This window comes from Sphingobacterium cellulitidis (assembly GCF_043187465.1).
GTDB lineage: Bacteria > Bacteroidota > Bacteroidia > Sphingobacteriales > Sphingobacteriaceae > Sphingobacterium > Sphingobacterium cellulitidis.
In genome coordinates, this window is sequence record NZ_CP171136.1 from 4288356 (window position 1) to 4308088 (window position 19733).

13 protein-coding genes, 2 tRNA genes and 3 rRNA genes are annotated in these 19733 nt (G+C 40.3%); 6 read left to right on the forward strand and 12 right to left on the reverse strand.

The annotated features are described in order from the left end of the window. Positions 1 to 13: 13 nt before the first annotated feature. Positions 14 to 655 (forward strand): MBL fold metallo-hydrolase, encoded by a 642-nt coding sequence (locus tag ACF3OC_RS18655; protein WP_392470427.1) that lies wholly within the window; start codon positions 14 to 16, stop codon positions 653 to 655. A 3-nt stretch (positions 656 to 658) separates the two neighbouring features. Then, positions 659 to 1888: an ABC transporter permease gene (locus tag ACF3OC_RS18660; protein ID WP_392470429.1), complete on the forward strand. Its 1230-nt coding sequence runs from the start codon at positions 659 to 661 to the stop codon at positions 1886 to 1888. Here the strand turns inward: ACF3OC_RS18660 and ACF3OC_RS18665 are convergent. Then, on the reverse strand, positions 1885 to 2541 hold the full coding sequence (locus ACF3OC_RS18665; RefSeq protein ID WP_182499698.1) for a carboxypeptidase-like regulatory domain-containing protein: 657 nt from the start codon (positions 2539 to 2541) through the stop codon (positions 1885 to 1887). The genes ACF3OC_RS18660 and ACF3OC_RS18665 overlap by 4 nt on opposite strands. A gap of 71 nt (positions 2542 to 2612) precedes the next feature. Further along, complete coding sequence (locus tag ACF3OC_RS18670) at positions 2613 to 2888, reverse strand: NifU family protein (protein WP_094257465.1); 276 nt, start codon at positions 2886 to 2888, stop codon at positions 2613 to 2615. A gap of 262 nt (positions 2889 to 3150) precedes the next feature. Here ACF3OC_RS18670 and ACF3OC_RS18675 point away from each other — a divergent pair, with 262 nt between their 5' ends. Genes ACF3OC_RS18675 through coaBC form a run of 3 tightly spaced genes read left to right on the forward strand, consistent with a single transcriptional unit; the run spans position 3151 to position 5645 of the window. Next, positions 3151 to 4077: an outer membrane protein assembly factor BamD gene (locus ACF3OC_RS18675; RefSeq protein WP_392470430.1), complete on the forward strand. Its 927-nt coding sequence runs from the start codon at positions 3151 to 3153 to the stop codon at positions 4075 to 4077. 28 nt (positions 4078 to 4105) lie between these two features. After that, complete coding sequence (locus tag ACF3OC_RS18680; protein ID WP_094257467.1) at positions 4106 to 4432, forward strand: DNA-directed RNA polymerase subunit omega; 327 nt, start codon at positions 4106 to 4108, stop codon at positions 4430 to 4432. Between the two features lie 10 nt (positions 4433 to 4442). After that, positions 4443 to 5645: a bifunctional phosphopantothenoylcysteine decarboxylase/phosphopantothenate--cysteine ligase CoaBC gene (gene coaBC, locus ACF3OC_RS18685; RefSeq protein ID WP_392470432.1), complete on the forward strand. Its 1203-nt coding sequence runs from the start codon at positions 4443 to 4445 to the stop codon at positions 5643 to 5645. Positions 5646 to 5648: 3 nt separating this feature from the next. Here the strand turns inward: coaBC and ACF3OC_RS18690 are convergent, their stop codons facing one another. Beyond that, entirely contained in the window at positions 5649 to 7016 is a 1368-nt protein-coding gene (locus ACF3OC_RS18690; RefSeq protein WP_392470433.1) for an RNA methyltransferase, read from the reverse strand. A 59-nt stretch (positions 7017 to 7075) separates the two neighbouring features. Here ACF3OC_RS18690 and ACF3OC_RS18695 point away from each other — a divergent pair, with 59 nt between their 5' ends. Next, positions 7076 to 7465, forward strand: a complete 390-nt coding sequence (locus ACF3OC_RS18695; RefSeq protein WP_094257470.1) for an SRPBCC domain-containing protein — start codon at positions 7076 to 7078, stop codon at positions 7463 to 7465. Positions 7466 to 7519: 54 nt separating this feature from the next. Here the strand turns inward: ACF3OC_RS18695 and ACF3OC_RS18700 are convergent, their stop codons facing one another. The 9 genes from ACF3OC_RS18700 to ACF3OC_RS18740 all read right to left on the reverse strand — a co-directional run bounded on the left by ACF3OC_RS18700 (position 7520) and on the right by ACF3OC_RS18740 (position 19546). Next, entirely contained in the window at positions 7520 to 8557 is a 1038-nt protein-coding gene (locus ACF3OC_RS18700; RefSeq protein WP_392470435.1) for an outer membrane beta-barrel protein, read from the reverse strand. Positions 8558 to 9114: 557 nt separating this feature from the next. Next, positions 9115 to 11793, reverse strand: a complete 2679-nt coding sequence (locus ACF3OC_RS18705; protein WP_392470437.1) for a hypothetical protein — start codon at positions 11791 to 11793, stop codon at positions 9115 to 9117. Between the two features lie 435 nt (positions 11794 to 12228). Further along, positions 12229 to 12340: ribosomal RNA gene (gene rrf / locus ACF3OC_RS18710) — 5S ribosomal RNA — on the reverse strand. A gap of 144 nt (positions 12341 to 12484) precedes the next feature. After that, positions 12485 to 15373, reverse strand: a 23S ribosomal RNA gene (locus ACF3OC_RS18715). Between the two features lie 202 nt (positions 15374 to 15575). After that, a tRNA-Ala gene (locus tag ACF3OC_RS18720) sits at positions 15576 to 15649 on the reverse strand. A gap of 6 nt (positions 15650 to 15655) precedes the next feature. After that, positions 15656 to 15732, reverse strand: a tRNA-Ile gene (locus tag ACF3OC_RS18725). Between the two features lie 168 nt (positions 15733 to 15900). Then, positions 15901 to 17430 (reverse strand): 16S ribosomal RNA (locus tag ACF3OC_RS18730). Together the 16S, 23S and 5S rRNA genes with 2 tRNA genes alongside form the textbook arrangement of a ribosomal RNA operon. A 105-nt stretch (positions 17431 to 17535) precedes the next feature. Beyond that, positions 17536 to 17820 carry a hypothetical protein gene (locus ACF3OC_RS18735; protein ID WP_392470439.1) on the reverse strand — a complete coding sequence of 95 codons (285 nt, stop codon included), beginning with the start codon at positions 17818 to 17820 and terminating at the stop codon, positions 17536 to 17538. A gap of 1360 nt (positions 17821 to 19180) precedes the next feature. Next, positions 19181 to 19546: a TfoX/Sxy family protein gene (locus ACF3OC_RS18740; protein ID WP_392470441.1), complete on the reverse strand. Its 366-nt coding sequence runs from the start codon at positions 19544 to 19546 to the stop codon at positions 19181 to 19183. Between the last annotated feature and the right edge of the window lie 187 nt (positions 19547 to 19733).

Sequence of the window (19733 nt, forward strand, 5' to 3'; positions counted from 1 at the left end):
CCTATTTTTGAACATGCTACATATTAAGACTTTTGTTTTTAATCCATATCAGGAAAACACTTATTTAATTTATGATGATCACAAAAACTGCATTATCGTTGATCCCGGGATGCATAATTATCAAGAAGAAAATCATCTTAAAGAATATATTGAGTCCAATGGTTTAAAACCAATCTATCTTATAAACACCCATGGGCATATTGACCATGTTCTAGGAAATAAATTTGTTGCTGACACCTATAATTTGACTCCGCAGTTTCATGAAGGAGAACTCCCTCTTGTTATCCAAGTGCAGAATTATGCTCCCCAAATGGGAATCCGTTATGAGCCTTCTCCTATCCCTGAAACCTTTTTAAAGGAAGAGGATATTATTGAAATCGGAGATGAAAAACTATCTTTAATATTGGCTCCAGGTCATTCTCCAGCGCACTTATGTCTATATAGCAAGGAACATAACTTTCTAATTGGAGGTGATGTATTATTCAAGAATAGTATTGGTAGAACCGACCTTCCTGGTGGTAATCATCAGCAATTATTGGATAGCATAGCTACAAAGATCTATACACTCCCTGAGGAAACAGTAGTTTATCCTGGGCATGGACCAAGTACGACAGTTGGAGAAGAGAAAAAAACGAATCCATTTATTAGAGCATAAAAGATGAAGCTCCCAATATTCTTTGCAAAACGATATCTGTTTTCTAAAAAATCAGTAAATGCTATCAACATCATTTCCTCAATTAGTATGATTGGTGTTTTGGTGAGTACAGCTGCTTTAGTAATCGTATTATCGTTCTACAATGGATTAGAACGTTTCATCCTTTCTCAATACAGCACATTCTCTCCGGAATATCGCATAGAACCAGCATCGGGTAAAGTATTCTCCACCAAAAGTGAATCCTTTACCAAGCTAAGGACTCTTCATGATATTTCGTCTTACAGCGAAGTTCTTGAGGATAAGGTATTAGCTGAATTCAACCAACAACAATTTATAGGGAGATTAAAAGGGGTTGAACCTAATAGTTTGCATCATTTAGAAAAAGAAAACATTCTATTAGAGGGTAATCTGGAAATTAAAACTGACAGCACTAATTATGCTATTTTAGGCACAACAGTACAAGCGAATCTTCAAGTTCCACTGCAAGGAACTGATAACCAGATTTTCTTAAATATTCCAGATAAAAATGCCTCTCCCAATAACATCAACCCATTAGAAGATATTCGTACCAGGGTAATCACGCCGAATGCTATTTTAGGTTACCAACCCGGTTTTGAAGACCTGATCATAGTACCAATTGATTTTGCGAAGGATCTATTAAACGAACATGATGGAATTTCAGCAATTGAGCTATATGGTAAAAACGACAATTCCAGAGCCCTTCAGAAAGAAATACAATCAATTGTTGGAGAGGACTACTTAGTAAAAAACCGAGAGCAACAAAACCCTACCCTATATAAAACGGTGCGATCGGAAAAATGGATTGTATTCTTCATCGTAACTATTATTGGCATAATCGCAATATTCAATATTATCGGATCATTAACCATGCTTGTAATAGATAAAAAACAAGATATGGTTGTTTTAAACAGTTTAGGAGCTAATAATAATTTAATTCAGAATATCTTCTTTTATCAAGGAATACTAATTGCTTTGATAGGAAGTTTAGTTGGAGCGTTGATAGGATTATTTTTCTGTTTACTACAAGAGCATTTTGGATTTGTGACCACTAGCGAGGGATCATTATTTGATGCTTATCCGGTGGATATCCGATATATGGACTTGGTGTTGATTTTTGTTACCGTAATGGTTGTATCCACTTTGGTTTCGTATATGGCATCACGTTTAAATATCAGGGGTATTAACAAACGTGGAGCATTAGAGTCTAATTAGTATTTCAGACGTTGTCTACTATAATCTCCTCTTTTTATTTGATTAATCAACTGTCCCCAAGCGAAAGGATTCAATAAAGGATTTGCCATGTTTTGGTTGATCGCTCTATTCGACATATTGATATGTCTCTGGAAACTATTATAAGCTTGAATTTCTTCGGCACTTCTAGGAACAATCTTAGATAGGGATGCTAAAGCTTGAGGCGATAAATTCCTTTTAGCTGTCATCACATCATCATTGCCAATATTTAATGCTAGGAATTCCATATTAAACTCCTCAATACTAGCCCAAGGAAGAGGTGGTCCTACTGTAACCATTGGAAGTTCTTCAACAGTCGGAGTCAATTCTATTCTTGCAGTGTATTTATCGCCACTGACATCAGGAATAGTAATTCGGACAGTCCGATAACCGATTGAAGAAAATGCTATTTCATCACCAGCGTAAGCTACAAAGGAAAAATATCCTTCATGGTTAGCTACAAATCCATCATTTCCATAACTTTCATTTCGGATAGTAACATAAGGAACGGCGATTTCAGTACCTTCCGCCAAGATATACCCAGAAACTTGTACGATTTTCTTGTCTTGGGCGAAAGTGCTCAAGCTGACTGTCAAAAGCACAGCTAATATGATAAATTGGTGTAAGAGTTTCATCTACCAACAAAACTAGGGAAAAACAAACGTAAGATGCTGTTAAATAGTGTTAACTACATCTAATAATTTTATTACAATTGGTTGGGGGTTATTGCATTGGGGTCATTCATATCCGTAATATTGATTGCTTCGACGGCAACAATTTCCGGAACGGCCTTTTTAATAGCTTGTTCTAAACCAGCTTTAAAAGTCATGATACTCATAGAACAGTTTGCGCAGGTCCCCAACAATTTAAGCTTCACAACATTATCTGCAGTGATTTCTTCAATAGAAACGTTACCACCATCAGTCTGTAAATACGGTCTGATAGAATCCAATGCTTGCTCTACTCTCTCAAATAAGGTCATTATAAATTCTGATAAATTATTTAAACGTAAATATAGTCAATAATTATTTATTTGTGACATCTGCAAAACTAATTCAACATTCATTTGACTTAAGAAAACAACGTTTTTGTTCCAGCAAACCTTTCATGGACAATGAAATTAGCGCCTTTAAGTTAAAGATTGTTAAAAGCTAATGTTTTCAAAGATTCCCTTATTGAAATCAAGTATTTTCGCGTATTATTAAATAATTGAAAATTAGTATTAATTCACGTATCTTTGTGGGATGTTTTTAAAGAATCATGTATTTAGCCTAATTGTTGGCTTGTTTCTTTTATTAGGCTTGGGTAGTTGCAAGAGTAAATTCGAAAAACTACGTGCAAGCAATAATGTACAAATGAAGTATCAGGAGGCTGTAAAGTACTACGAAAAAGAGAAGTACTCCAAGGCTCTAACTTTATTTCAAGAATTATTAGCGAAATACCGAGGCACAGCAGATGCTGAGGATCTTAGTTATTATACTGCCTATTCAGCGTATAGATTAAAGGACTATATCTCTGCTCGTTTCCACTTTAAAACCTTTGCGGACAATTACCCTAACAGCCAGAGAGCTGAAGAGTGTAGATTTATGTCGGCATATTGTTATTATTTAGATTCTCCACGTTCTAATCTGGATCAAGATAACACACGTAAAGCAATTGATCAATTGCAATTGTTTGTAAACTTGTACCCAGAGTCAGAAAGAGCGAAAGAAGCAGGTGATTTAATTCAAAATCTACGTGATAAGCTGGAGAAAAAAGCATTTGACAATGCGAAGTTGTACTATAACATGGGATTACCAGATGATTATCGTGCAGCTGTAATTGCATTAGAGAATGTATTGCGGGTTTATCCGGATACGAAACACGCTGAAGATATTGAATATCTTTTAGTAAAATCACAATATTTATTTGCAGATAACTCTTACCCACATCGTCAGGAAGAACGTTTCAATAAAATGATTGACTATTATGACAGCTTCACTGAGCACTTTCCGGAAAGTAAATATAGCTCTGAGCTAAATGGACTTCGCGGCAGTGCAGATCGCAAGATTGCAGCAGCTTTAAAAATCATGGCTAATGATGAGAGAGCTAGAAAGCAACGTGAAGAAGATTTGGGAATTTCAACATCTAACGGTGTTCCAATTGAGAACAACAATAACAATCAACAATAATCTTTAGTACATCCATTTTTATTTATATATGAATCAGAATAAAAATACCGTTCCAAATTCAACAGTAACTCGCGATTTAAGAGAGTTAGACCAAACAACTGATAACCTTTACGAATCAATCGTGGTAATCAGCAAGCGTGCTAATCAAATCGCTGTAGATATGAAAGAGGAATTAAATCAAAAGTTATCAGAATTTGCTAGCAGCAATGATAACTTAGAAGAAGTGTTTGAAAATCGTGAACAAATTGAAATCTCTAAGCACTACGAAAGGTTGCCAAAACCTACATTAGTAGCGATTGATGAATTCTTACACGAGAAAGTATACTTCAGAAACCCTTCAAAAGAACAAGAGTAAGATATTTACCATGTCTTTAAGAGACAAACATATTGTAATTGGTATAAGCGGCAGCATCGCCGCTTATAAGATTGCAACATTGGTAAGATTACTGAGAAAGGCAGAAGCTTCTGTTCAAGTTATCATGACCCAGGAAGCCACTCAATTTATTACTCCCCTTACTCTCTCTACCCTTTCAAATAACCCCGTGTATGTTGATTATTATGATCAAAAATCTGGGGAATGGAATAACCATGTCCATATTGCCGAGTCGGCAGATTTAATTCTAATTGCACCTGCTACAGCTAATACCTTGGCCAAATGCGCCCAAGGCATTTGCGACAATCTATTACAAGCCGTTTATTTATCGGCAAAAAGTGATGTTTGTATCGCTCCGGCAATGGATTTAGAAATGTGGATTCATCCATCTGTTAAAAACAACATTCAACTATTAAAATCATACGGCAATTTGATTATTCCTCCGGGAAAAGGAGAGTTGGCGAGTGGATTAGTGGGAGAAGGCAGATTAGCAGAACCAGAGGAGATTTTCCAATTTATTGAAGATCATTTACAAGCTAATCAACCTCTAAAGGGTAAAAAAGCATTAGTTTCTGCCGGACCTACCTACGAGGCGATTGATCCAGTTCGTTTTATCGGAAATCATTCCAGTGGAAAAATGGGCTATGCCATTGCTAAGCAACTGAGAAAATTAGGAGCAGAAGTTACTTTGGTCAGCGGACCAACCGCACTTGAGAGTCCAGAAGGAGTACAAAGAGTGAATGTCCAATCGACAGCGGAAATGTATGCTGCCTGTAGTAATTCATTTCAGGAGGCCGACATTACGGTAATGAGTGCTGCAGTTGCGGATTATACCCCAATTGAAGTTGCCGATCAAAAGATTAAGAAAAAGGCAGAAGATTTCAGCATTTCTTTAAAGAAAACGACAGATATTTTAGCCAGTTTAGGGGCAATAAAGAAATCAGGTCAAATACTAGTAGGCTTTGCATTGGAAACCAATAATGAATTGGAAAACGCAAAGGATAAACTAAAAAGGAAAAATCTTGATTTCATAGTCTTGAATTCCATGCAGGACAAAGGCGCTGGATTTGCTCACGACACCAATAAAATTACGGTCATTAATAGACAAGAAGAGATCTTGTCATTTGATCTTAAATCAAAAGAAGAAGTCGCAAAAGATATCTGCGATTTAATTATTGCCGAATTAAGCAAATAGACGCTACATATTTGCAATTCTCACTTCCCTAGGGTAGTAATTATTGATTCTATTTCCCAAGACCTTCACCCATCCCAAAGAAACATTCTTATAATTCACTAAGCACCAACCTTTTTTCACCCCATCAAATAAGGTAATATCCAATTGTTCCTTTCTCAAGAAGTCCTGAGCATCTTCCAAAGACAACTCAACTGAAGCTAGGTTTTTATCCTTATAAATACTCAAAGCTAAGTCATGGGAGGGAACTAATTCTTTTCCCAACCATTTCCCAACCATCGTTCCAGCATTTTTAAGGTATAGAACCTGTTGCAACGCTTTCACACTCGCCTCCATATCTTTCGGAAAAATGTGAACATTTTCGTTATGTAGCAATGTGGAGAATTCTTGATCATTTTCAACCCATCCTTTCAAACCATCTTTTGGAATTGGAGATTTTTCAAGTTTTATCTTCTTTAAAGAAAAACTAGGCTGAATACGTTTCATTTTTAAAACAGCAATAAAAAATCCTTCTCCTTTAGTTTTATGCGGATAAAATCTGTAGCCAGCGGCTTTATGAGACTTAGAAAGAGTTTCCTCTATTCCCCAATCCGTTTCCAATGGGATTTTTATGGATTCCAACTCATATTCATCAATCAACCAATCCAAAATATCCTCATTTTCCTCCGAAGAATAAGAACAAGTAGAATAAAGTAAATACCCATTAGTAGCAATAGCCCCCATTACTTGCGAAAGAATCCTTTGCTGGCGTTCACTACATAATTTAACGTTAGCTTCTGACCATTCATCAATGCTATCTTCATCTTTTCTGAACATACCAGAGCCAGAACAAGGAGCATCAACAAGCACTAAATCAAAAAATCCTGGCAGTCTTCGAAATGCTGTAGGATCATTGTTGGTTACAACAACATTGGGATATCCCCAACGCATTAGGTTTTCTTGAAGCACAACAGACCTACTTTTAATGATCTCATTAGCAACAAGCAGACTATCAGAATTAATCATAGCATTTAGTAGAGTCGATTTTCCTCCTGGAGCAGCACAAAGGTCAAGAGCTTTAATCTCATTTCGATCCAATTTCAATTGCCTTAATATATGACCGATAAACATGGATGATGCTTCTTGCACATAATAACAACCGGCATGAAACAATGGATCCAAAGTAAACTTAGGTCTTTCCTTCAGATAAAATCCTAGGTTACACCATTGAACAGGCTTTGTTAACTCAAAATCAAGTGTGGTAGGTTTTTGGGGATTTAGCCTGATTGAGGTAAGTTTTTCTCCGCTTTCATGTGCTGCTTTGAAAGCTTCTTGATCAAAGAATGGATTGGTTCCAAGTTTTTTAATTAAGGAATTCGGAAGAATATTACTCATATATTACTAATAAATCTATGTAAATTTACAGGAATTATCTTTTTCAGTTAATAATTAGAATGAAAGATTTTAAAAAATATTACATAATCCCGGCTACACCTGAGGAATTATACAGAGCATTAACTACTGAAATTACCATCAGATTATGGACTGGGGACCTCGTGGAGATCGATCCAGTGCCAGGAGGAGAGTTTTCGATGTGGGATGGAGCTATTGAGGGAAAATTTCTTGAATTAGAACCTTTTTCCAAAATTGTCCAAGAGTGGTACTTTGGTGAACAGGACGAACCTTCCATCGTAACCCTCAAATTACATGAGCATAAAAAAGGCACATCATTAGAGGTTAGACAGACCAATATTCCAGATGAAGCATTTGATGACATTCTAGATGGCTGGGATGATCCTTATATTTCATCATTAATGGAATTTTACGATGAAGAAGAGGATTAAATCAACAGAATAAAAAACAAATCCGTCGCTCAAATAAGCGACGGATTTTTTGTTTTAAAAAGAGTAAACCAAAGCTATAGAAGCCTGAGCAGCTTGATTACTTGGACTCAATCCATCCTTTTCCAAAAATGTTGGCTGATCATCATGATCCAGCCTCAGCTCAGGAATCAAAATCAATCCTTTATGTTTAAACTGGCTTGACAAAGTAAATGAGTTAATAGTACTACCCTTAAAATCAGCATGATCCTTCGTATGAAACAATTCTGCCCGAAGCCCCACTGCAATGGCTTCACTAAGATCATACTTTGGATAGACAGCTACTCCAGCATAGCCACCACCTTCTTTAAAGTTATAATTCGCAGCATTCACAACAAGATTCAATTTATCTGAAATATGGTAGCTGCTTACCAAATCAATTAAAGTACCCGAACTATAATTATTTGGACCTCTATCCGAACTACCCGTCAAGAAGTTAAGTGTAGCATTCCAATCTTCTGTTGGAGTAACCGCTATTTGCGCACCGATATGGGATACGCCATTTAAATCCCTATAGACATTCCAATCATTAAATAGTCCCAGCATGGCGGAAATATGTTTTGAAAAGACGTAATTGGCTCTAATTCCAGCATTTTGAAAAGGACCGGCCGCAAAAAGATAAGAAGTGGAATAATGAAAGTTTGTGGCTGGGCAAATGACTTCATAACCTACGAAAGTCCCCATATAACCAGCTGTCATACTAAACTTATCAGTGAAGGCATATTTGATGAATAAATTTTGAATATGAAAAGAATTGTTCAAATCATTTTCAATGGCATCGCCGTTAGGAATGCTTAAATATTGGCCTCTTGGACCAAAACCTAATTCCCCAACAAAAGAAGCTTTTCCTAATGATTTTAAGAGACCGACCCCTATCATTCCCAAAGAAATGGAATTATGATCATTAGCAAAATAAGTTTTGATATTCTCTTTACCAGAAAAATCATATTTCCAATACACATCAGCATAAGCACTGATTCGAAATGTATCGACTTCTTGAGAAATACATGTGAAAAATTGAAATAATAGTACAAATGAGAGAAAAAATCTTGTCATGATACGTTTTTTAGTGGTTAATATTTAAAATTCAGGTGACCTAACCAGTAAAAATCAATAAAAAGACATTTTTTACAACCAAATAACAGACAGAAATAAAGATTGAAAACAAAAACTTTGTAAAAAAATATCGGAAATTATATTTTTTACTAAATTATAATCCAATGTTACAAATTAATTTGTAAAATAATTAATTTTATACAATTATTTATGTGTTTTTTACAAAATAAAGGAGTATTATATAACAACTAAGCAAGGATACTCGATATTTATATGAATATTTTAAATTTTTATTCCCAATATTTACATAGAAAACAAAAATATCCAACATTAACAGATGGATTTAGACCTAAAACATATTAAACACTCTAGAAAATGAAGATTAATTCAAGTTAAACAATTAAAAAAGCTGATTTTTATAAGAATATTAAGAAATTAACAAAAAGGGGCACCCTATTTACAGGTTTTGACTTCAGTTTCCCTACTTTTTGGTAGCATTGATGGAAAAAGAAAAAGCCATGTTCAAAACATGGCTTTTAAAAAATACGGTTAAGATTTTATTTTTGTTTTTCGAGAAAGGAAACTAGAGAAGCGAACTCCTCAATGGTCAATGAATTTGCCAATCCTGCTGGCATCATTGAATTTGGCATTTCTTTTCTACTGGCAATATTCGTTTTATTGATGGTAGTCACATTACCAGCAATATCTCTTAAAACCACCTTACTTGCAGTTTCTTGAGTCACGAAGCCCATATAATTCTTTTTATCTTTAGTACTTACCAATACCGTTGAAAATCCTTGGGAAATGGAAGCATTTGGTTTAAGGATAGATTCTGCAATTTGCTCTCTATTCATAATACCTCCAATTTGTCCCATAAATGGACCTTTCATGGCCTCACCTTTATTTACGCTATGACAAGCATGACAACCTTGTTTGGTAAACAATGCTTTTCCCTTTGCAGGATCACCTTTGACCTTACGTAAAGCAATCATCACATCTTCGATTGATGTTTTACCAACCTGTCCTTTTTGATTTTTGATTTTATCTAAGTCAACTTTTTTCTCTGTAGGCTCCTTACTTGCAACAGCCTTAGGCTCTGGCGCATTAAATGCAGCAATTTCCATACGGAATTTCTCATTCAGGTCTGCATAATATGCTTTCTTAGAAGCTCCAGATTTTGCATTCTCAGCTAATAAGAATTTTTCAATCACAGGTGAGGATTCCCAATCAATGGCTTTGTAATAAGGGCCATGCGAATCCGGACGTGTACCCCACCACCAAGAAGCATCATAATCAGCCTCTTTTTTATACAAGCGAGCCAACGTTACTAGAATTTTATCTTTCAATTTTTGATCTTTCGTCTTTCCGTAAGCAGCAATTAACCCTTCAACAGCTCTAGGATCATGCATATAACGTAAGGCCCATAAAGCTAGGTCAGGATTTTCAGTTCCCAGGAATCCGATGCTTGGATTAACAGCGTTCAATCTCACCAATGCTTTTACTGCTAAGTGAGGAAAAATAATAGCTGAATTAGGTACATCATGTGGCCCCTCTTTTCCTTTTGGAGGAGCAATAAATGAAGCCGGAACAGCAACCTGTAATAAGGAATTCGCTACTTCCGGACGACCTAAGCGACCTAATGAAACTGCTGAAACTGCCTGAACACGAACTGAAGGGTCTTTTAACCCTGCGATAAATGGATCAGTAGGCACCTGATCTAAACTTCCCAAACGATCTGTTAATGCTCGTAAAGCAAATTCCCGAACCTCAGGCTCCTTAGCCAACTGAACTAATTCTGAAATACCTTTATCTTTTGCGATTTGGGCAAAAGTATAAATTCCGGCTACTCGTGTACTTAATGCTAAACTTTTATCCTCAGCAATTCCCAATGCAGCGGTTGAAGCTTCCTCATTAGCTCTTGCAACTAATTCTTGAGAAGCATATAGCCTAGTTGTAGAGCTTCCAGATTTCAATAAGTTCTTCAAGTCATCAATAGATGCATTTTTAACCTCAGGAAATGCTTTGTAAGTCCAGCCTTTAGGCACTACGCGAACTACATAACCTTTATCAGGATTCCCTGAGTAACCAGCACCATCCCAAGCCGACAAATAAAGTCTACCCGATCCATCCACATCAACATCCGTAACCTGAGGAAGTTTAATAAACTCCTCTTCCTTTTGTTTAAAACTAGGTCCATCAGGAGTCACATGATGCATATATATGAAATTGCGTCCCCAATCTGCCATCATAGGTACTTTATTATATTTATCAGGCCAAGTATCCTCATCCATATATAATGAACCCGTTCCAGATCCTCCCCCTAACATGGCTAAAGCTGGAATGATTTCTTCTGTAAAATTTTGAAATAATAATGGGTAGCCATATTCCCCAGATTGAATTTGATGCGAAAAACGGATATCCCATCCTCCACCATCATTCGTATTATCTCTGGTGAAGATATTCATATATGGATCTATAGCCACATCATAAATATTACGTAGGCCATGGGTATACAATTCCATTTCCGTTCCATCAGGTCGAACTCTCAGAACTCCACCACCTAGGTTCGTTAATTTATTACCATCAGCGCCAGTGGCGTTATGAAAACCGAAATCCCCTACAGCAATGTAGATCCAGCCATCGATTCCCATTCTAATTCCATTCGTAGCATGGTCAGTACCGCGTTCCTGAATATATTTAGCATTACTCAATCCTTTAATCAACACTTTCGGGTCAGCATCAGCCACACCATCCTGGTCTTTATCATCGAAAACAACAAGGTCCATTCCAGTAGCGATACCAGTATTTATGTCGAAAGTTGTATGCAAAACAAAGACTTGATCACCTAGCACAAATATTCCACGAGGGTTATCCACACGTGCGAAATCAGTATGTTTATCCATAGCCCCATCATTATCCGAGTCAACGAAGCGACGGATAAATCCTTTTCCCATATCCTTACCTAGGGAACCTATCATATCTACTCCCACAAACAGTTCTCCGGTTGGCGCTACAGCCAAACATGCAGGACTAGGAGTTAAATCAGGACGTGTATATTCCGTCATGATTAGATCCTCAGGGGCACCTGGAACTAATTTTAAACTATCTTGTCTATTAAAGACTGATTTGAAATACGAATAATTGGTTGCTAAAATAGGGGGTTCAGGTTTGTCAAAATTATTGGTAAAACCTAGCATAAGAGGTAGGAGTACCAATAGATTAAATGTTCTTTTCATTCTAAAAATTACTATTAATAAATAAAGGGAAAATAATGGCTTTTGATTTAGATTCTTGATATCATCAGGAATTATTACCCAGGTTTAAGTTTAAAAAAAACTAAGGACCAAAGCCTTAGTATGTATAAAAATATCAAAAACTATTCTAAACAACAATTTAAGGATAGAAATTATACAATTACTAAAAATGCAAATATTAAATAAATGGTACTAAATCAATGTTAACCATGTGTTAGACTATATTATTAAAATTAGAAGAGAGGTAGCAAGGTTGTAAAGCCCCAGCGGGGCGACATATTTGTCAAACCATGACCCAATAACAATACAAAAGGGCGTATGCGATACGCCCCTACCGACCGGGCCATCCGTTCCATTCACCCAGGCCCAGAAAACACAAAAAGCCCGTTGTCATCTGACAACGGGCTTTCGTATAAAATTAGGCACCGACCTACTCTCCCACCTGTTACGGCAATACCATCGGCTCTGGCGGGCTTAACTTCTCTGTTCGGAATGGGAAGAGGTGGACACCGCCGATATAGGCACCTGAATATCTTTTTGGTAGTTGTTAGTAGTTAGTATTTAGTAGTTAGACCCGGGGCCTGCCACCAAACACGGCGTACTTCGTACTCCATATTGACATGTTATTGGAAGAAAGGATGTTAAAAAGAGAGAGGACAACAGAACTATCCGCATTGGAAAGCTTCGGGCTATTAGTATCACTCGGCTTTGGTCTTTCAACCTTTACACCTGTGACCTATCAACGTTGTCATCTTCAACGACCCTTATGAGGAAGTCTCATCTCGTGGCTAGTTTCGCACTTAGATGCTTTCAGCGCTTATCTATCCCGGACGTAGCTACCCTGCCGTACACCTGGCGGCATAACAGGTTCACCAGCGGTCCGTCCAACCCGGTCCTCTCGTACTAAGGTCAGATCCACTCAAACTTCCAGCGCCCACAACAGATAGGGACCGAACTGTCTCGCGACGTTCTGAACCCAGCTCGCGTGCCACTTTAATGGGCGAACAGCCCAACCCTTGGGACCTTCTCCAGCCCCAGGATGTGACGAGCCGACATCGAGGTGCCAAACCTCCCCGTCGATATGAGCTCTTGGGGGAGATCAGCCTGTTATCCCCAGAGTACCTTTTATCCTTTGAGCGATGGCCCTTCCATACAGAACCACCGGATCACTATGTCCGTCTTTCGACCCTGGTCGACTTGTAGGTCTCACAGTCAAGCAAGCTTATGCCATTGCACTCCTCGTACGGTTACCAAGCGTACTGAGCTTACCTTTGAAAGCCTCCGTTACCTTTTTGGAGGCGACCACCCCAGTCAAACTACCCACCAAACAATGTCTCCCGCATCGCGGGATTAGAAACCGAATACAGAAAGGGCGGTATTTCAAGGTCGTATCCACGATTCCTGGCGAAACCGCTTCGACTACTCCCGCCTATCCTACACATCCTGTACCCAATTTCAATGTTAAGCTATAGTGAAGGTTCATGGGGTCTTTCCGTCCCGTTGCGGGTAACCGGCGTCTTCACCGATACCACAATTTCACCGAGCTCATGGCTGAGACAGCGCCCAGATCGTTACACCATTCGTGCAGGTCGGAACTTACCCGACAAGGAATTTCGCTACCTTAGGACCGTTATAGTTACGGCCGCCGTTTACTGGGGCTTCGATTCAATGCTTCTCCTTGCGGATGACATCCCCTCTTAACCTTCCAGCACCGGGCAGGTGTCAGGCCTTATACCTCATCTTTCGATTTCGCAAAGCCATATGTTTTTGCTAAACAGTCGCCTGGGCCTTTTCACTGCGGCTTCTCCACCCGAAGGTGGAGGAAGCGCCCCTTCTCCCGAAGTTACAGGGCCATTTTGCCGAGTTCCTTAGCCATGATTCACTCGAGCACCTTAGGATCCTCTCCTCGACTACCTGTGTCGGTTTACGGTACGGGTATTGATAACCTGGAGCTTAGCGGGTTTTCTTGGAAGTCTGCTTACCTGCGCTATCAGCGCCCCCGAGGGTTTGCTGTACTATCGGGCTTCAGCTGTACCAGCGGATTTGCCTACCGGTCCAATACCTTTGCCCTTCAACGAACTATTCCGTCAGTTCGCGGCAGTGTCACTACTCCGTCACCACATCGCAGTTATCAATAGTACGGGATTATTAACCCGTTGGCCATCGGCTGCCTCCCTTCGGATGCGCCTTAGGTCCCGACTAACCCTGATCCGATTAGCGTTGATCAGGAAACCTTAGTCTTTCGGTGGGCGGGTTTCTCACCCGCCTTATCGTTACTTATGCCTACATTTGCTTTTCCATCAGGTCCACCACGAGTCACCCCGCGGATTCACCCCCGATGGAATGCTCCCCTACCAGTGCAATAAATTGCAATCCATAGCTTCGGTATCGTTCTTGATGCCCGTTTATTATCCACGCCCGGCCGCTCGACTAGTGAGCTGTTACGCACTCTTTAAATGAATGGCTGCTTCCAAGCCAACATCCTAGCTGTCTGGGCAACCGGACCTCGTTAGTTCAACTTAGAACGAATTTGGGGACCTTAGCTGATGGTCTGGGTTCTTTCCCTCTCGGCCTTGGACCTTAGCACCCAAAGCCTCACTGCCGGCCATATCTAGCAGCATTCGGAGTTCGTCTGGATTTGGTAGGATTTGACTCCCCCGCACCCAATCGGTAGCTCTACCTCTGCTAGACTCATATGCCGACGCTGTTCCTAAAAACATTTCGGGGAGTACGAGCTATTTCCCAGTTTGATTGGCCTTTCACCCCTACCCTCAGGTCATCCGGAAACTTTTCAACGTTTATCGGTTCGGTCCTCCAGTACGTGTTACCGCACCTTCAACCTGCCCAAGGGTAGATCACAAGGTTTCGCGTCTACCTCGTCCGACTATACGCCCTGTTCAGACTCGCTTTCGCTTCGGCTCCTGGCCTTAAGCCATTAACCTTGCCGGACAAGAGTAACTCGTAGGCTCATTATGCAAAAGGCACGCCGTCACGGAATCACTCCGCTCCGACCGCTTGTAAGCACACGGTTTCAGGTTCTTTTCACTCCCCTGTTCGGGGTTCTTTTCACCTTTCCCTCACGGTACTGGTTCACTATCGGTCTCTCAGGAGTATTTAGCCTTGCCAGATGGTGCTGGCGGATTCCCACAGGATTTCTCCGGTCCCGCGGTACTCAGGATACCACTATGGCTGCATTCTTTACCTGTACGGGGCTCTCACCCTTATCGCGCAGTTTCCCACCTGCTTCCAGTTCATAGCACAGTCCAATGGCGTGGTCCTACAACCCCAGTATTGCCGTAACAATACTGGTTTGGGCTCTTTCCCGTTCGCTCGCCACTACTTGGGAAATCATTGTTATTTTCTCCTCCTACGCCTACTTAGATGTTTCAGTTCAGCGCGTTCGCTTCATTTGATGGCATGTCTTCAACATGCCGGGTTGCCCCATTCGGAAATCCACGGATCAATTCGCATTTGCCGATCCCCGTGGCTTATCGCAGCTTATCACGTCCTTCATCGCCTCTGAGAGCCTAGGCATCCCCCGTGTGCCCTTGTTTACTTTCTTCACGCTATCACCCCTTTTGCCAAGTGATAGGTTGCTTATTGGCCGCCATCCATCGCTGGACGACATGCCTCTGTTGTCTTCTCTTGTTAATCTCTTTTCTTCCAATATGTCAAAGAACTCTTTATCTAAGTACTTAGTAGTTAGTAGTTAGTATTTAGAACCATTGCTCTAAGCTAAAACCTTCTATAAGGACTCGGACCTGTGGAGAATAACGGATTCGAACCGTTGACCCCCTGCGTGCAAGGCAGGTGCTCTAGCCAGCTGAGCTAATTCCCCGTGTGATGGTAGTCCCGAGCAGATTTGAACTGCTGACCCCTACATTATCAGTGTAGTGCTCTAACCAACTGAGCTACGGGACTAGCTTATCTCTCTCATCTCTCGGTGTCACCGGTTGTCAGGAGCATCACTATCTAAATACTAAATACTAGATACTAGATACTACCCCACAGGGTGGGCACTTTCTTCTGAATGTCTTTTTTTTCCATACGATCATGTATGTCGCGCAGCGATCCCAGAGCGGGCTCTAGAAAGGAGGTATTCCAGCCGCACCTTCCGGTACGGCTACCTTGTTACGACTTAGCCCCAATTACCGGTTTTACCCTAACACGCTCCTTGCGGTTACATGCTTTAGGTACCCCCAGCTTTCATGGCTTGACGGGCGGTGTGTACAAGGCCCGGGAACGTATTCACCGCGTCATTGCTGATACGCGATTACTAGCGAATCCAACTTCACGGGGTCGAGTTGCAGACCCCGATCCGAACTGTGAATGGCTTTTCGAGATTGGCATCACATTGCTGTGTAGCTGCCCGCTGTACCATCCATTGTAGCACGTGTGTAGCCCCGGACGTAAGGGCCATGATGACTTGACGTCGTCCCCGCCTTCCTCTCTGCTTGCGCAGGCAGTCTGTTTAGAGTCCCCACCTTGACGTGCTGGCAACTAAACATAGGGGTTGCGCTCGTTGCGGGACTTAACCCAACACCTCACGGCACGAGCTGACGACAGCCATGCAGCACCTAGTTTCCTGTCCCGAAGGACGGATGCGTCTCTGCATCCTTCAGTAACTTTCAAGCCCGGGTAAGGTTCCTCGCGTATCATCGAATTAAACCACATGCTCCTCCGCTTGTGCGGGCCCCCGTCAATTCCTTTGAGTTTCACCCTTGCGGGCGTACTCCCCAGGTGGATGACTTAACGCTTTCGCTTGGACGCTTACGGTATATCGCAAACATCGAGTCATCATCGTTTAGGGCGTGGACTACCAGGGTATCTAATCCTGTTCGATCCCCACGCTTTCGTGCATCAGCGTCAATAACGGCTTAGACAGCTGCCTTCGCAATCGGTGTTCTGAGACATATCTATGCATTTCACCGCTACTTGTCTCATTCCGCCGTCTTCAACCGCATTCAAGCACTTCAGTATCAAGGGCACTGCGACAGTTGAGCTGCCGTCTTTCACCCCTGACTTAAAGTGCCGCCTACGCACCCTTTAAACCCAATAAATCCGGATAACGCTCGGATCCTCCGTATTACCGCGGCTGCTGGCACGGAGTTAGCCGATCCTTATTCTTTAGGTACATTCAGCCCACTACACGTAGTGGGGTTTATTCCCTAACAAAAGCAGTTTACAACCCATAGGGCAGTCATCCTGCACGCGGCATGGCTGGTTCAGGGTTGCCCCCATTGACCAATATTCCTTACTGCTGCCTCCCGTAGGAGTCTGGTCCGTGTCTCAGTACCAGTGTGGGGGATTCTCCTCTCAGAGCCCCTAGACATCGTCGCCTTGGTGGGCCGTTACCCCACCAACTAGCTAATGTCACGCGAGCCCATCCATATCCTATGAATATTTGACAAATAAACCATGCGGTAAATCTGTGTCATGCGGTGTTAATCCGAATTTCTTCGGGCTATCCCCCTGATATGGGTAGGTTGCTCACGCGTTACGCACCCGTGCGCCACTCTCACCAACCGGTAGCAAGCTACCAGCTGGATCCCGTCCGACTTGCATGTATTAGGCCTGCCGCTAGCGTTCATCCTGAGCCAGGATCAAACTCTCCATTGTAAAATGAAGTGTAAGATCAAGACTATTTATAATAAATAGAATTGTCTTGTTTTAATGTTTTCCTCCCGCTCCGGGATATCTGAATTGATTTCTTAAAATCTTTGTTCAGCTATCGTACTCTCGTACGAGTCGCTGCGCTACATGATCATTTAAAGAACTTATATCGCCTGGGCATCTCGCTTCGGCTTGTATATCGTCCCTACTCTCGTAGGGTTGATGTGTCATTTTTTTCTCGCTCCGAGCATCGCGCTCATTGCTGATTCCCTTGGTTGGGACTGCAAAGGTAGAAACCTTTTTTGATTCCGCAAAATTTATTTTAAAATAATTTTGAGGCGCTTTTTCAAAAGATCCGGCTGCATTGGATGTGACCCCTTTTTCGCCGTGTTCCATTCCCTGTTGTCAGTGGCCTTTCGGCCGTCCCTCCCTTGCGGAGTGGTGCAAAGATAGGGACAAAACATCCATACTTCCAAGACATCCCAGCAACAATTTTTGGCAGCAAAGCGTAACTCGCTAGCACATTGCACGATAAATTTTCAGGAAGGTTGCATTTTCATTGCCCTGGGATGGTTCCGGGGGCATGAACGGTAGAAAAGGGAGGTCGGGCGATAGGGAAAGTCTGGGATCATGGATGGGTGTTTTTTGGAGGGGATCATAGCTCGTTCCTTTTCGAAGGATGGTTAAATACACTATCATTATCGGAAATACTTCGAAAGGAGGCCATACAAAACTCGATATTCCGCCGCATCACTAGCGCAGATCCCCCGCAGATCCGCCGGACCTCGGCCGTAAAAATTCGGCCAAGGTCAGGAAAAGATCCGAAGAAGGTCCGACCAAGGTGCGGTAGAGGTCCTGATTTGTGCATAAGATGGACAGAATTATCGCTGAATTAGAAACTATTAGTGTGTTCAAAACTGTAGTATTAATGAATTCGAAATCGACTTACTACAGGATATAAAAGCTCCCTTGATCACTGTATTCAAAAACTATATAAATACAGTTTTTAAAACCTATATATTATTAGAATATTCAAAAGCTACATTAATACAACATTCAAAGGCTACATTATTACTTGTATATAAAACCTACCTTATTACAGTATTCAAAATCTACATTAATCCCGAATTCAGAATAAATAACTAGGAAATCTGAAGTTGTTATGAAACTGTTATTATTATTTGAAAGAGATATCTATGAGGACTGATTAAAAAACGTGATTTGAAAACAAGATCGAAAGAAATGATCCAAGGTCTTATTGAAAGAAAAAGTTGATAGCTTGATTTAAAAGAATAATCTACATAAATGATAGAAGGGTTTATTTGTAAGGTATACTTAAAAGAAGTATTTGAAAACAGCATTTGATAGTATCCTTAAATATGAGATACCAGATTAAATAGAAACTCCTAGAAATTTATTTAAATGAATCATTTTAAAAAGTTATCAGGAAATGAATTGATATATTCTCTTATTATAAATTGACCAGTAAGAAATACAGCTACTATATATACACATATTATATATGGAAGAAAAAGCCTCCTCTATTAATAGGTTAGTACGTTACCGAGAATAATTAGATATTGGGGAATATGGGAAGTTTTAGGAAGATTTTTTTCAAAACTTTTTACCAGATCTTTTTCAAAATCTTTTTTTGATACTGTTTTTGAGAACTTTCCAGACCTTTCTATTTGAGACTGATTTTGAGGACTTTCCAACCCCTCTTTTTTGAGACTATTTTATGAGATTTTTTCAGGGCCTATTCATAAGAAGTCTTGGTTTTTTTCTTTTTGGAAGATTTGGCAAAAGGGTTATAGGCTAAACAAAGGTCCATCCAGAATTCGAAATCCTTTTTATTTCGGTATCCATCTGGATCGACAAGGCAATAACCATCTAATTCCTTACCTCGCATAATCATCGGTTGGAATCCTTTGTGCTTTTTATAAGTTGCTGTCTTGGCAGGATCAAATCGACACATCAATTGATCCCCCGATATATTAATACACATTTTATCATCAACAAGAAATGCCAAGCCTGAAAACAAGGGTTTCTCCATAATTTCTTTGTCGCAATGTTCTACCAGGTATTCTCTGACCAAGTCAGCTAACTTCTCGTCATATGCCATAATTGATTTCTGTTCTTATTATATATAGTAGTGCTAAACTCATTTACTAGTTCTCAAACAACAATACCTATACAACCATCCTCGCTCCTATTGGTTTGGATTAGTAATAAATTTAAGGAGCTATGGCTAAGATTTCAAAGAATAAATCCTAAAAATAATTATAACACAAAAAAAATCGATAAATAAA

Excerpts from the sequence above, each read along its gene's own strand:
- ACF3OC_RS18675 (WP_392470430.1), top strand. The coding sequence starts at position 3,151 with ATGTTTTTAAAGAATCATGTATTTAGCCTAATTGTTGGCTTGTTTCTT.
- ACF3OC_RS18665 (WP_182499698.1), bottom strand. The coding sequence starts at position 2,541 with ATGAAACTCTTACACCAATTTATCATATTAGCTGTGCTTTTGACAGTC.
- ACF3OC_RS18690 (WP_392470433.1), bottom strand. The coding sequence starts at position 7,016 with ATGAGTAATATTCTTCCGAATTCCTTAATTAAAAAACTTGGAACCAAT.
- ACF3OC_RS18655 (WP_392470427.1), top strand. The coding sequence starts at position 14 with ATGCTACATATTAAGACTTTTGTTTTTAATCCATATCAGGAAAACACT.
- ACF3OC_RS18670 (WP_094257465.1), bottom strand. The coding sequence starts at position 2,888 with ATGACCTTATTTGAGAGAGTAGAGCAAGCATTGGATTCTATCAGACCG.
- ACF3OC_RS18680 (WP_094257467.1), top strand. The coding sequence starts at position 4,106 with ATGAATCAGAATAAAAATACCGTTCCAAATTCAACAGTAACTCGCGAT.
- ACF3OC_RS18700 (WP_392470435.1), bottom strand. The coding sequence starts at position 8,557 with ATGACAAGATTTTTTCTCTCATTTGTACTATTATTTCAATTTTTCACA.
- coaBC (WP_392470432.1), top strand. The coding sequence starts at position 4,443 with ATGTCTTTAAGAGACAAACATATTGTAATTGGTATAAGCGGCAGCATC.
- ACF3OC_RS18735 (WP_392470439.1), bottom strand. The coding sequence starts at position 17,820 with ATGGAACACGGCGAAAAAGGGGTCACATCCAATGCAGCCGGATCTTTT.
- ACF3OC_RS18660 (WP_392470429.1), top strand. The coding sequence starts at position 659 with ATGAAGCTCCCAATATTCTTTGCAAAACGATATCTGTTTTCTAAAAAA.
- ACF3OC_RS18705 (WP_392470437.1), bottom strand. The coding sequence starts at position 11,793 with ATGAAAAGAACATTTAATCTATTGGTACTCCTACCTCTTATGCTAGGT.
- ACF3OC_RS18695 (WP_094257470.1), top strand. The coding sequence starts at position 7,076 with ATGAAAGATTTTAAAAAATATTACATAATCCCGGCTACACCTGAGGAA.
- ACF3OC_RS18740 (WP_392470441.1), bottom strand. The coding sequence starts at position 19,546 with ATGGCATATGACGAGAAGTTAGCTGACTTGGTCAGAGAATACCTGGTA.